Below are 14,603 nucleotides of genomic sequence, written 5' to 3' on the forward strand. Positions count from 1 at the left end.
GAAATGATGAAGAAAAACAACAATAACCCTAACGTAAAGAAATTTATAGTCATTGGAGTGCTTTGTATGGCTTCTTCGCTAACAGATGCCCAAGATATGGATTTGTATCAACACACCACACCCATTGAGCCTTATATCATCCAGTATCGACATGATCTGCAGGCTGTCAATTATTTTTATGGCCCTATGCCCAAAAATTGGGGATTTCAGCAATCCGCAGCCTCACCCGAGCAGATCAATAGACTGCTCAAGATCGACGATGACTATTTAGTAAAGTTAAGAGCATTTGATTATAAGAAATTGAACACCAATGGTCAGGTCGATTATATCCTACTGAACCAGAAAGTGCAACGACATCAAGAAGAACTCAAAGAAGAATTATCTTCCTACAATCGGCTGAAACCTTACTTACCATTTGCCGAAAACATTCTTCAATTTGAAAAGCAACGTCGTCGAGGTGCTACTGTTGTGGGAAAGGATATTGCCATCTTGCTGGAAAAAACGGGAGATCAGGTTGAAGCAGAAATCCAGAAGTTAGAAAATATCACAGCGATCGAATCCGCAGACGTCAACTTCCTAATCAATATGGTGGAGTCATTGCGAATCCGTTTGGAGAGTGCCTTCGATTTCTATAATGGTTATGATCCTATGTTTACCTGGTGGGTGCCCAAATCTTATGAAAGTTTAAACGAAAAACTGATCCGTTATAAAGGTGCATTGCAGGCAAAGAGCAATTGGAAAGTGTTTAATGATGGAAGTAATATTGGCGGGCAGCCGATCGGAAAAGTTGCGCTCAACAAAAAATTGCGGGAGGAAATGATCGCTTATGATGCGGATGAGTTATTGCGTATCGCTGATAAGGAATGGGAATGGTGCGTGGCCGAGTTATTAAAAGCTTCCCGTGAGATGGGATTTGGTGATGATTGGAAAGCAGCACAAGAAAAGGTTAAAAATACCTATGTGCCCGAAGGTCAGCAGCCCGGTCTGATCAATCAGTTATATGATCGAGCCCAGGCATTTATCAAACAGCACGACCTGATCGCCATCCCTGAATTGGCGGATGAAACCTGGGGAATGATTATGATGACACCTGAACGGCAATTGGTCAATCCTTTTTTTACGGGCGGACGCGAGATCAGTATTTCCTATCCGACCAATACGATGACCTATGAGCAGAAGATGATGAGTATGCGGGGTAATAATCCGCATTTTTCATTGGGTACGGTACAGCATGAACTCAATCCGGGGCATCATCTGCAGTATTTCATGAATAAACGGTATAAACCCTATCGGGAGCAAAATTTTAATACACCATTTTGGACGGAAGGCTGGACTTTATATTGGGAATTATTGCTCTATAGAATGGGATTTGCAAAGACAGCGGAAGAACGTATCGGGATGTTATTCTGGCGAATGCATCGTTGTGCACGGATTACATTCAGTATTAAATTTCATTTGGGTGAATGGACGCCACAGCAATGTGTTGATTATTTGGTTAATCAGGTCGGTCATGAACCTGCAAACGCACATGGTGAGGTGAAACGATCATTTGAAGGTTCTTACGATCCTTTGTATCAATTGGCTTATTTGATCGGTGGCTTGCAGCTGCTGAGTATCAGTGATGAATTGGTAGGATCGGGGAAAATGTCCTACAGCGAATTTCATGACCGGGTCATCAAGGAAAATTACTTGCCCATGGAGATGCTCAGGGCGGTATTGACAAACCAGCAGCTTGAACCTGACCATCGGGCAAAATGGAAATTTTATAAATTTAAATAAGTGCAATCCAACCCTATATTATGAATAATCAGGAAAATAGTCAAGATTTCAAAAAATCATTGGGTTTATTGGATGCAACCATGCTCGTTGCCGGAAGTATGATCGGTTCGGGGATCTTTATCGTATCGTCCGATATCGCCCGAAATACGGGTTCTGCCGGTTGGCTGATGGTGGTGTGGTTGATCTGCGGTTTTATGACGCTGGCCGCAGCTTTGAGCTATGGCGAGCTCAGTGCCATGTTTCCGAAAGCTGGTGGCCAGTATGTCTATCTCAAGGAAGCCTATGGGCCAGTGGTCAGTTTTACATTTGGCTGGACTTTTTTTGCGGTTATCCAGACGGCTACGATTGCAGCTGTGGGGGTAGCTTTTGCTAAGTTTACAGCTTATTTGTTTCCGCTACTGGATGAAGATGTCTATCTGCTGGTAATAGGTGACTATCATATTTCATCCGCTCAGCTGTTGGCTATCGCTGTTATTTTGCTGCTCACCTTTATTAATACAGGTGGTGTAAAGAATGGTAAAACAGTACAGACGGTATTGACTTTGATCAAAATATTAAGCCTGGTTTTATTGGTTATTTTCGGTTTTGCGGCTTTCGATCTGGAGGTGTGGAATCAAAATTGGTCTTCAGCCAATAGGTGGGATCTACAACAATTAAATGTGGATGGATCGACAGCAGATTATGCCACCTTTGGTGCGTTTGGCGCCATATCTGCTGCATTGGTAGGGGCTTTGTTCAGTAGTGATTCTTGGCATTCATCTTCTGCGGTAGCAGGCGAGATCAAGAATCCGCAACGCAACATTGGTTTGAGTCTGGCGCTGGGAACGCTGATTGTAACAGTGATCTATATTTTGACCAATTTGATGTATACGGGTGTATTGACGGTCGAGCAGATGGCCAGCGCGCCTAAAGATCGCGTGGCTATGCTGGTAGCGCAAGAAATTTTCGGTCCTGTGGGCATAGCCATCTTGGCAATTATGATTATGGTCAGCACTTTTGGCTGTAATAACGGACTGATCTTGGCTGGTGCAAGGATCTATTATTCCATGGCACAGGATGGTTTGTTTTTTAAGAGGACAGGTACGCTAAATAAGAATGCAGTACCGGCTTACGCGCTGTGGTTACAGGCGCTCATTGCATCGATATGGTGTCTGACTGGCAAGTATGGCGACCTGCTGGATATGATCACCTGTGTAGTGGTGATGTTTTATGTGCTGTGTATCATCGGCATCTTTTGGTTAAGACATAAGCGTCCGGATGTGCCGCGTCCTTATCGGGCGTTTGGCTATCCTTTTATACCGGCTGTTTATATTGTGATGGGGATTTCGTTTATTATTTTGTTGGTGATCTATAAACCGCAATTTACCTGGCCCGGTATCATTATCACGCTTTTGGGGATTCCATTATACTATGTTGTGAATCAGAAAAAACTAAAGATATAGGCTTACTTATTTTTAATCCTGCCTGGACGCAAAGGAAGGCAGATCAACACATAGGATTTAAAAAATAATACATATGAAGTTAACATTCACAGCTGTTTTATTGATAATATTTCAGCTTACCACAATGGCGCAAGGGACATTGGAGGATTATAAACGTGCGAAAGAGATCAGAAATTCATTTGGCAAGGTGTATCAGGTACCACAGCAGATTGTCTGGTCTGAAAAAGGAGATAGTTTTTCTTATCGGGTGAATCGGAAAGACGGTAAGAGAAGCTTATATCTGGTGGATGCGCTAACGAAAAAGAAAATAGATACCGATGTTGCTGCGATTGAAAAGCAGCTCTCCGCTCAGTTGGGTAAAGAAGTGAAATTAGGCGTTTTGTGGGGAAGGGATCTGAAAGTATTGTCGGCAAACGAGTTTGAGTTTACAGAAGAGAAAGTACTGTGGAAGTGGAATGGGCAGGAGAATAAGTTGAGCAGAGTGCGTGATATTCCTGCAACAGGTAATGACCGTAGATCGGATGGATATTGGGGGGCACGTTGGGACGATGCTAAAGGTGAGCCGGTAGACTCGCCCGATAAGCACTATACTGCTTATATTAAAAATAGTAATGTATATATCAGTAAAAAGGGGGATTCAAAAAGTGAGCGCCAGCTGACCTTTGATGGCAGCCCCGGTGAGTATTACAGTGCCCGTATCCAATGGTCCGATGATTCAAAAAAATTGGCGGCTTCAAAAGTGAGAAAGTCTGAAATCAGACAGTTGACTTTACTGGAATCTTCGCCAACTGATCAATTACAACCTAAATTACAAACCCGAGACTATAATAAACCCGGTGACGCGTTGTCACAATATTATCCAACGATTATTGATGTGATAAATGGTCGACTAATCACGGTAGATCCTGCTCAGGTAGCTAATCAATTTTCATTGTCTGCACTGGTATGGAAGGCAGATCATAGTGGAATCACATTCGAATATAACCAACGTGGTCATCAACGATACGATGTGATGGAATTGAGTGCTGTGGACGGAAAAACCAGAGCAATTATTTCAGAACGTAGCGCAACATTTATTGATTATAGCGGAAAGAAATACAGGAATGATCTCAAAAAAACAGCCGCCATCATCTGGGCTTCGGAACGTGATGGATGGAATCATCTGTATTTGTTTGATGCTAAAACGGGGGCATTGAAACAACAGATTACAAAAGGTAATTGGGTGGTGCGTAAAGTTGTCAACGTGGATGAGGATAACAAAAAGATTATTTTTGAGGCGAGTGGTATGCATAAGGATGAGGACCCGTATCTTATCCACTATTATACGATTGGTTTTGATGGCAAGGGCCTGAGAGAACTTACGACAGAAGCCGCCAATCATCAGGCAACATTCAATCCTGATCATTCTTTATTTGTCGATCTTTACTCTCGGGTTGATCAGGCCCCGCGGGCGGTATTACGTAGGGTGGCAGACGGACAGATCGTGATGGATTTGGAACAAGCGGATATTTCGGATCTGGAAGCTACGGGATGGCGCAAACCTGAAGTGTTTAAATCGCTGGCCCGCGATGGCAAAACAGATATCTGGGGCATTATAGTCCGGCCACGAAATTTTGATCCAAACAAAAAATATCCTGTGATCGAGTATATCTATGCTGGTCCACATAGTGCTTTTGTCCCCAAATCATTTTCTGCTAATCCGGCAGGGCTCGCTGAGCTTGCAGAGCTGGGTTTTATCGTTGTGCAGATCGATGGAATGGGAACATCCAATCGCTCAAAGGCATTTCAGGATGTTGCCTGGAAAAATCTTAAGGATGCAGGTTTTCCCGATCGTATTGCTTGGATGAAGGCTGCCGCGCTTCAATATCCATATATGGATATTGAAAAAGTGGGTATCTATGGTACTTCTGCCGGCGGACAGTCTTCTGCCGGAGCGCTTTTGTTTCATCCTGAGTTTTACAAGGTTGGGGTTTCATCCTGTGGCTGCCATGATAATCGTATGGACAAAATATGGTGGAATGAACAATGGATGGGCTGGCCGATCGGACCTGAATATGCAGCTTGTTCTAACATCGAAAATGCATATAAATTAGAAGGAAAGTTGCTATTGATCGTAGGGGAGCTGGATGATAATGTGGATCCGGCATCGACTTATCAGTTTGTCAATCAGTTGATCAAGCATGGTAAGGATCACGACTTCATTATGGTCCCGGGGATGGGACATGCTTCTGGTGGTGATTTTGGAGAAAAGAAACGCCGCGATTATTTTGTCAAACACTTACTCGGTGTGGAACCTCCGGCTTGGACGGCTTATTAACGAACAAAAATCGAGCTTTCGAGCTCATAAAGTGATAAAGATGAAAAGTTATAGAGTTTTTTTACGTTTTATCTTCATTGCCACAATCCTAACGAAAGGGATCAGCCCGGTACAGGCACAAAGTGGTGATCAGATATTGGATGGAATCGGCGAAACGGGAATGATCGCGCGATATGTCTTTAATGGCGATCTGAAAGATTGGTCCCGCAACAATTTGCATGCTACTGCTGGCCAAAATGCTACATTTATCAACGATAAGCGCTTTGGAAAAGTACTGTCATTGTCGGGTGAAAAAAATGATTTTGTTCAGATCCCTGCCGACGCATTGACTGATATGGAGTCGCTGAGCATCTCGGGGTGGGTTTATCTGCGTTCGGAGAAAAAAGACCAGGTTGTTTTTGACTTTGGAAAAGATATGCATAAACATTTCTTCGCCGCTCCTTCCGGGACAAATCTACAGGAAGGTTTCCAGAGCTTGATTACTGCAGGAAAAAATAATCAAAAGGGGGCTGTTTCTCCAGCATTAGCATTGAATAAGTGGGTTTACCTGACGATCGTGGTGGATATTCCGGCTAAAACGATGGTGACTTATGTGGATGCGGTGCCTGTTGGTGAATCTAAGCAGATACCGCGTGAGTTGACCGAAGTTTTTGGATCTTCTGGAGATAAGAACAAGCTGTATATCGGGAAATCACTGCTGGCAGGATCTCCAGCCTTCGATGGCATGTTGCATGATTTTCGCATCTACCGTGTTCCGTTGAGTAAAAATCAGCTTACTGCGATTTATTCCAATTCACAACGTGGGGTAAGTAATCGCGCCGTAAATGTGACCAAAGTGGAAGACAACCTGCCTGAGTTTCCATTGACCCGGGCGCAACTCTATAATGCTTACTTGCTTGCAGTGCCAGATGTGCAGGTGGAAACGGCATTAGGCGATTTACCACGTTTACCAAGTTATGTCCAAGGAATTTATAAGGAGGATATCGTTGGTCCTAAAGTGCGGGTATTGTGGCCTTCACCAAATGATAACAGTACCGTCTTGGAAGCTGGGCGTTATACCATTACAGGACGGGTTCCGGGTACGGATTTACAGCCTAAAGCAATCGTGACCGTTAAATCAAGTAAGACCGCTGCTGCACCACGGTTGAAGTTGGCAACTTTTGGACTGAATCAGGTCTCCTTACAAGCGGATGCACAAAATCAACAAACAAAATTTATTGAAAATCGAGATAAATTTATAAAGACCTTGGCGACCACCGATCCCAATTCTTTTCTCTATATGTTTCGTGATGCATTTGGGAAACCGCAGCCTGAAGGGACCAAACCTTTGGGTGTATGGGATAGTCAGGATACCAAGCTCAGAGGCCATGCGACGGGGCATTATTTGACTGCGATCGCACAGGCTTATGCGAGTACGGGATATGATAAAACATTGCAAGCCAATTTTGCCGAAAAAATGACCTATATGGTCAATACCCTATACGAACTGGCTCAATTGTCGGGCAAACCGCAGCAAGCAGGCGCTGTGGCTACAGCTAACCCCACTGCCGTACCTTATGGTCCTGGTAAATCAGCTTATGACTCGGATCTGAGCCGGGAAGGTATCCGGACGGATTATTGGAATTGGGGGGTAGGTTATATCAGCGCGTATCCGCCAGATCAATTTATTATGTTGGAAAAGGGAGCGAAATACGGGGGACAGAAAACACAAGTTTGGGCACCCTATTATACCTTGCATAAAATTTTGGCCGGATTAATTGATATCTATGAAGTGAGCGGTAATGAAAAAGCACTTCAGGTGGCCACGGGGATGGCAGATTGGGTGCATGCCCGCCTTAGCAAGCTGCCCAAGGAAACGCTGATACAGGTATGGAATACGTACATTGCCGGCGAATTTGGAGGAATGAATGAGACAATGGCGCATCTGTACCGAATCACCCATAAGGAACACTATTTGAAAACCGCACAAATGTTTGACAATATCGATATGTTCTTTGGCAATGCGCAGCATGCACATGGACTGGCCAAGAATGTCGATACGTTTCGCGGACTGCATGCCAATCAGCATATTCCGCAGATTGTGGGCAGTATCGAGCTCTATCAGGTTTCGGATCTCCCTGAATACTACCGCGTGGCGGACAATTTTTGGTACAAGGCTGTCAATGATTATATGTACAGCATAGGTGGGGTTGCCGGTGCGCGCAATCCGGCTAATGCGGAAGTTTTTACAGCAGAGCCCGCCACCTTATATGAAAATGGTTTTTCTGAAGGTGGGCAGAATGAAACATGTGCAACTTACAATATGCTTAAATTAACGGGCAACCTGTTTCTTTTTGATCAACGTGCTGAATATATGGATTACTACGAACGTGGACTGTATAACCATATTTTAGCTTCTGTAGCTGAAAATACGCCGGCCAATACGTACCATGTACCACTAAGACCCGGATCAATAAAGCAATTTGGGAATCCCAATATGACAGGCTTTACCTGTTGCAACGGTACTGCCATCGAGAGCGGTACCAAACTGCAGCATAGTATTTATTTTAAAAGCAAGGATGATCAGGCTTTATATGTCAATCTATTTATTTCTTCTACGTTGGAATGGACTGAACGTCAGATAACTGTAACGCAGAAGACGAGCTTTCCAAAACAAGACGAGACAGAGCTGACCATAAAAGGAAATGGCCAATTTGATCTTCATGTCCGTGTACCCGGCTGGGCAACCAAAGGATTTTATGTGACTATCAACGGTAAAGAGGAAAAAGTACAGGCACAGCCGGGAACTTATTTGAAATTGAGCCGCAATTGGAAGAATGGTGATCGCGTCACGCTGAAAATGCCTTTCCAGTTTCATTTAGATCCGGTCATGGATCAACAGAATATCGCCAGTTTATTTTATGGACCGATCTTGTTGGCGGCTCAAGAACCCGAAGCGAGAAAAGACTGGCGTAAGGTGACTTTGGATGCGAAGGATATCAGCAAGTCTATTACAGGGGATCCGCAACAGTTAGCGTTCAAGATTGATGGAGTGGATTTTAAACCATTTTATGATACCTATGGACGACACTCGGTTTATCTGGATGTTACCTTAAAATAAATGCAATATATGCTAAAAATTTCGAGGGGTACTTTGCTTGACGAAGTACCCCTTTATCATAAATATAGAAGATGAAAAAAATATTCTTTTTTGCCTTTTTCGCCCTTGTAATGGGAACTGGATCTGCTCAGTCGTTGAAAAAGCATCAAGTAGCTCATGCTTTAAACCCTTTGTTACCGGGGTATTTCGCTGATCCTACAATCAAAAAAATAGGCGATACGTATTATATCTATGCGACGACGGATGGGAATGGCTGGGGAGCTGGTCCATCGCAGGTATGGACCTCCACAGATTTTAAAAATTGGACGATACAGCCGATGAACTGGCCGAATACCCATTGGTACTGGGCTCCAGATATGACAAAAGGCTATGATGGTAGGTACTATTTATATTATAGTCAGCCCGTTGAAATATTCGGTGCGGTATCGGATACACCGACCGGTCCTTGGCAATCTCTGGCGGATCATAATAAATCTATTATACCCAATTATATGATTCCGGGAGTGATTACCTTGGATGGCCAGACGTTTACTGATCGCGATGGACGAATTTATATGTATTGGGGTACCTGGGGTATTTATCCGGACCACGGATGCGCTGTGGGTTTAATGCGTCAGGACATGAAGAGTTTTGAAAAAATAGAGTTGATTCCCAATACGGTGGCAAAGGAATTTTTTGAAGCACCATATATGTTTGAACGCAGGGGTATATATTATATGATGTATTCATCTGGGCATTGCGAAGACCATACCTACCGCGTACAATATGTAAAAAGTAAGGTCGGACCGATGGGACCCTTTGAATATCCTACTGCTAATCCGATATTGGTGACAAATGATGACGGTACAATACATGGTCCGGGGCACCATAGTGTGCTGGAAGAAGGGGGGCACTACTACATCGTGTATCATCGGCATAACAATCCGCATTCAGGTGGTGGTTTTCACAGGCAGATTGCGGTAGATGAACTATTCTTTACGCCGGAGGGCGATATCCAAAAAATTGCTCCTACACATCAGGGAATTACTGATCTTATCAAATCAAAAGCTGATCCCGAGGATCGGGCTTTTGGAAAGCCTGTAACGACTTCTTCTTTTTACAATGATGATTTTAGGCCCTCTTTTTTGGTTGATGACAATAACGGAACTTTATGGAGAGCAAAAGACAATCATCAACCCGCTTGGCTCATGATTGACCTGGAAAAAATAACGGCAATACAGACTGTGGCCATTCAATTTGAATATCCGACCTATGCTTACCAATATCGGATCGAAACTTCTACGGATGCTAAAAATTGGGTGACTTATGAGGATCAGTCGCAGAATAACCGTTGGGCTAGTCCCGTATTGTCGCATGGCAAGGCCGAGGCGAGATATGTACGTGTACAGGTATTGAATACACAATTAGCAGGTCTACCTCGAGGAGTATGGAATATTAAGGTTTATGATAAAGCCCTGAAGCAAGAAACAATATGGTCTGCGCCGCAAAATATGGCTCCGATTGATACGACTTTTGGTTCTTTAGTCCATTTGGATGCGCTGGACTATAGGGAAGGCGAGCGTATGACAACAATCCACAACAAGGGGATATTAAAAGGAAGTTTTAAGAGTGAAAAACCGGTTTATGTCAAGAACTACCAAGGGAAGAAAGCTTTCTTCTTGAATGGTTCCACATCACTTCGTTCGACATTTGCAGTCCCGCAATCGTTAGCCGGTAATAGTCCCTACACGGTATCGATGCGGATCAACAATCCCTTAATAGATCGATTTGAAAACGTGGTGGCTTGGTCTAAAGGGAATCAAGATATCAGCAAAGCGATGTTCGGATACGGAGCAGATGCTCAGCGGGGTGCTGTCACTCATGGTGCCTGGCCAGATATGGGGTTTAAGAGGTTACCGGTAGCGGATCAATGGCACCATATTATCATCTCATTTGACGGTTACATGGAACGTATTTACGTCGACGGGCAGTTGCAACAAGAAGAAAATAGAATGTTGTTTGTTAATCCAGCCGATTATTTTGTGGTTGGAGCTTCGGATTTGCTGGATCAACATTTTTCGGGTTATCTGGCAGATTTTAAGGTTGCCAATGTGGATTTATCCGCTACTCTATTAAAGGAAAAGAATGCTTTTTATCCGCCTGAAAATAGGTCTTTCGTCATACAGACGGATGATCTTGCTATCGGTAAAATCAACAAGATTCGAAATCAGGGGTTCAGTAGTCACCATGATATCATGATTAAACAGGGAGAAGTGCTACTACAGGGCAATCGGACCGCCATAAAAATGGATGAATTGAAAGATTCGGTATTGTCGTGTATTATTGCTCAACCGTCCCATACCTTAGTTTTTGATTGGTTTGATGGCCAGGCTTGGAATCATGGTTTGGCAGTACATGATCAGGGGAAGACTGCATTTTATAACAATGGTAAACATACACCGGTGAAGCAGATGAATAAACTGTTGCAGATAAAAAATAATCAAGTTGAACTGAAACATGCTGTTCATTTTTTTAGCGCTTACCCTGAAAAGTTTTCTTTAGATCAGGTTCACGAAAATTATCAGATCTGGAAAGCTAAAAGTGCAACGGATCTGAAAGATTATGTCCCGGTTACAGCGGGCAAGCCGTCTTGGATAAATGATAGCAATCTATTTGTACAGATCGTTGGCGATCGATCAGGCTTAGTATATTTATTTTCTACAGATCATTACCATTCAGGTTGGATTCAAGAGCCTTATCATTTATTCGATCAAGCACATCTGGGCAAGACTATCTCAGTTTTTGCAAAAGATGAGTTCGGAAATGTGAGTAAAGCATTGGTAGTCGATATTCCGAAGTCAAAACCGCCGTTGATCGCTCCATCTGTTAACCAGATATTTAGTTTGGGGCAAAAAGAAATCTCCTATTGGGATGCTTATCAAGCTGGGGCATATCCAGATAGTACACAGGTTCGCATAAACGGGGTTGGTGGACAATGGACACTGGGGTCCAAAAACACAAAATGGGGCGATAAGGCGTTGTTACCTCCATTTGTGTATAAAGAATTGGAAGGTGACTTCACCATTCAAGTTTATGTAAAAGATGTCGCTGGACTTGCCGCAAAAAACCGTATGTCCAGTGAAGCTGGTATCATGATACAGGCGGGTGAACAATCCAATTCTTATATCAATAATACAGTATTAACGGGCTGGAATTTGGGTAATCTAGCGCGTAGCATAGGCCATCAAACACATCAAGAAGGAAATAATGGAACGGGATTACAGTTTTTTCCTTATCTCCAAGTACAAAAGATAGGTGATTATTTCTTCATGCGAAGTTCACAGGATGGTATTTCCTGGATTGATCTGCCCAATACACCGTTTCTGCGTACAGATTGGGCGGGACAGAAACTGCGTGTGGGCTTGTACCAGATAGCGACCAATAATCAGGATGGATATGGTTTATTTGAAGATATCAGAATATGGCAATACTAGTTTTATGGCTTTTCCTTGATTGCCTTAATCAATAATAACAACTTCATCAACTTGTTGAGATGCTTCTGCAATCTATGGGGCAAGAGCTTCCGGTGGTGCGATCCTGATCACGACCAAAAAAGGTATAGCAGCGTCGCATTGTCTATGAAGCATTTGCGACACTTTGGCTAAAAAACGGTGATCAATGGTTAGTTTATAAGGATGCGAAGGGCTAATTATTTACTATGTTTATGATTTTACCTTATACTGTTGAAAATATGAAAATCATTGATAAAGAAACGATTGATACTGTCCTTAAATATGATAATTTGATTGAAGCGCTGCGCCAGGTTTTTCAATCGACGTTTACGATGCCTGTCCGGCATCATCATTTTTATCAAAATACTGAGGGAATTGAAAATACGCTTATTTTGATGCCCTCCTGGACAGATACTTATATCGGAATCAAACAGGTTGTTGTCGCTCCCGGGAATCATAACAAAAACCTACCGGCAATACATGCCCTGTATACCTTGTTGGATGCAGTTACCGGAGAGTTTTTAGCGCAGATGGACGCTGCAGGGCTGACCTCGCGGAGGACAGCCTGTACTTCTGCTTTAGCGGCTTCTTACTTAGCACGGGAAGACTCAAAAACCTTGTTAATTGTTGGGGGTGGGAAAGTTGCACAACATCTTGCGCAAGCACATTCGGTTGTCCGTCAGTATGACCAAATTTTGATCTGGACAAGAAATGCATCGAAAGGTGCAGATGTGGTATCCAGCTTACAGCAGATCGGGTTTAGTAAGGTGCTATATGCCGATAATTTGGAAGAAGCTGTGCGTAGGGCAGATGTGATCTCTTGTGCAACCCTAAGTCATGAACCTTTGGTAAAAGGAGAGTGGATAAAGGCAGGTACACATCTGGATCTGATAGGATCCCATACGCCTAAAACACGCGAAGTAGATGACATGGCTATATTAAAGAGTAGCATATATGTAGATTCAAGAGCTGGTGCGTTACAGGAGACGGGTGAGCTGGCGATTCCGATTGCATCAGGAATTCTTGATCCCAACAGTATTAAAGGCGATATCAAAGAGCTTTGTTGTGGCGAGATTACGGGACGATCATCTTTGAACGAAATCACTTTATTTAAGTCGGCGGGATTAGCGATAGAAGATTTGGCGGCGGCTTTGCTTGTCTATCACTCCGCCGATCGTATAGGCTAGACCAGCTGGCTCACCAATATGTCCAGCTCATCACTATATTTCATTACGTTACCTACGTCGGCGAGTGTAATCTAAAGGATCAAATCATAATATATATTATGACAGAATATTTATTTTAAAAAGATCAAACTATTTTCATCCTGATTGTGTTCACTAAACGGATATGTATAAAGAATAATAAGGTATACGTAGGATTAAAGGATAGTTTTATAAGGTCGGAACAGCAATTGATCCGGCCTTTTTTGTTTTAAAGGTATTAAAGCATAAAAAACGCTTGAACCGGGGAGATGCAAGCGTTTTAAACTAACCAATTATAAACCTAAATTATGAGTCTAAAGTAATACACATTTTGTGCCAAATTGAACCGCATGACAAAACTACAGTCATCTTAAAGCATCATGGAGCATTTCAGATACCACTTACTTTTTAAAAGAACTTTTTTATGGTTTCAGCTCGCAGCATATCACCAAAGATTTAGATATCGACGACGGCTTTGCGCTTTAACTTGTTATTACTAACTTTAGGGCAGGTAACCTCAACTTGATCGTTTTACTTGAAAAACATAGCTTATACAACGGAATCGGAGATGCTGCTTCGCCTGAAAGCAGGTGATCAGCTGGCATTGGAGGAGCTGATGAGCCGATACAAAGGTCCGCTGGCTTTGTCCATGTCGCGTTTGATCAAGTCCCGGGAGGATATCGAAGAGCTCTTGCAGGAACTATTTTTGCGAGTCTGGAAAAATAGGGAAAATCTGGACCCTGAGCGTTACCTGGGTTATCTGTACAAGATAGCCCAAAATTTGGTCTACGACCGATTGCGCAAAGCTGCACGTGAAAAACGGCTGTCTGTTGATTATTTCGCTCATATTATAGAAGCGTATTCCCATATTGAAGAGGGGATCTTTGACAAAGAGCTGCTAGCGGTGCTGCAACGCGGTATCCAGCAATTGCCCGAACAGCGCCGAAGGGTTTTTGAACTCTGCAAAATAGAGGGCAAGAGCTATGAAGAGGTAAGCCAGCTTTTATCCATTTCGGTCGCCACAGTAAATTCCCATATCACCAATGCGAATGCCTCGATTAAGGCTTATTTCAAACAGCATCCAGAATTAGCGTCGATGGTATTGCTGGTATTTTTATTTGCGAATATCGCCCCGGATACGATCAAAACACCCCTATTTTAAATTTCGTTTTAAACGACTCGTTCGGACAGCGCGACATACCTCAGGGCTGTGCCATAATTTTTTTTACTTTTTTTCATATCGTTTCATTGGTTTGTTCATTTCGTTCG

General features: G+C 43.1%; 7 protein-coding genes. All 7 read left to right on the plus strand.

Going from position 1 to position 14,603, the window contains the following annotated elements; genetic code table 11:
• Positions 1–3 precede the first annotated feature (3 nt).
• The 7 genes from LC454_RS00610 to LC454_RS00640 all read left to right on the plus strand — a co-directional run bounded on the left by LC454_RS00610 (position 4) and on the right by LC454_RS00640 (position 14,496).
• Positions 4–1,779, plus strand: coding sequence for a DUF885 family protein (locus tag LC454_RS00610; protein WP_223578031.1), 1,776 nt, complete (start codon positions 4–6; stop codon positions 1,777–1,779).
• Positions 1,780–1,799: 20 nt separating this feature from the next.
• Positions 1,800–3,221: an APC family permease gene (locus LC454_RS00615; protein WP_223578033.1), complete on the plus strand. Its 1,422-nt coding sequence runs from the start codon at positions 1,800–1,802 to the stop codon at positions 3,219–3,221.
• A gap of 73 nt (positions 3,222–3,294) precedes the next feature.
• Positions 3,295–5,538, plus strand: coding sequence for a S9 family peptidase (locus tag LC454_RS00620; RefSeq protein WP_223578036.1), 2,244 nt, complete (start codon positions 3,295–3,297; stop codon positions 5,536–5,538).
• Between the two features lie 40 nt (positions 5,539–5,578).
• Positions 5,579–8,638 (plus strand): beta-L-arabinofuranosidase domain-containing protein, encoded by a 3,060-nt coding sequence (locus tag LC454_RS00625; RefSeq protein WP_223578038.1) that lies wholly within the window; start codon positions 5,579–5,581, stop codon positions 8,636–8,638.
• Positions 8,639–8,709: 71 nt separating this feature from the next.
• On the plus strand, positions 8,710–12,111 hold the full coding sequence (locus tag LC454_RS00630) for a family 43 glycosylhydrolase (RefSeq protein ID WP_223578040.1): 3,402 nt from the start codon (positions 8,710–8,712) through the stop codon (positions 12,109–12,111).
• A gap of 257 nt (positions 12,112–12,368) precedes the next feature.
• Positions 12,369–13,316, plus strand: coding sequence for an ornithine cyclodeaminase family protein (locus LC454_RS00635; RefSeq protein WP_223578042.1), 948 nt, complete (start codon positions 12,369–12,371; stop codon positions 13,314–13,316).
• Positions 13,317–13,869: 553 nt separating this feature from the next.
• Positions 13,870–14,496: an RNA polymerase sigma factor gene (locus LC454_RS00640; protein ID WP_223578044.1), complete on the plus strand. Its 627-nt coding sequence runs from the start codon at positions 13,870–13,872 to the stop codon at positions 14,494–14,496.
• Positions 14,497–14,603 lie beyond the last annotated feature (107 nt).

Source organism: Sphingobacterium sp. GVS05A, assembly GCF_019969845.1.
GTDB lineage: Bacteria > Bacteroidota > Bacteroidia > Sphingobacteriales > Sphingobacteriaceae > Sphingobacterium.

Bases quoted from the DNA above. Each gene is read 5' to 3' on its own strand.
- LC454_RS00615 (WP_223578033.1), top strand. From the start codon at position 1,800: ATGAATAATCAGGAAAATAGTCAAGATTTCAAAAAATCATTGGGTTTA.
- LC454_RS00635 (WP_223578042.1), top strand. From the start codon at position 12,369: ATGAAAATCATTGATAAAGAAACGATTGATACTGTCCTTAAATATGAT.
- LC454_RS00630 (WP_223578040.1), top strand. From the start codon at position 8,710: ATGAAAAAAATATTCTTTTTTGCCTTTTTCGCCCTTGTAATGGGAACT.
- LC454_RS00625 (WP_223578038.1), top strand. From the start codon at position 5,579: ATGAAAAGTTATAGAGTTTTTTTACGTTTTATCTTCATTGCCACAATC.
- LC454_RS00620 (WP_223578036.1), top strand. From the start codon at position 3,295: ATGAAGTTAACATTCACAGCTGTTTTATTGATAATATTTCAGCTTACC.
- LC454_RS00610 (WP_223578031.1), top strand. From the start codon at position 4: ATGATGAAGAAAAACAACAATAACCCTAACGTAAAGAAATTTATAGTC.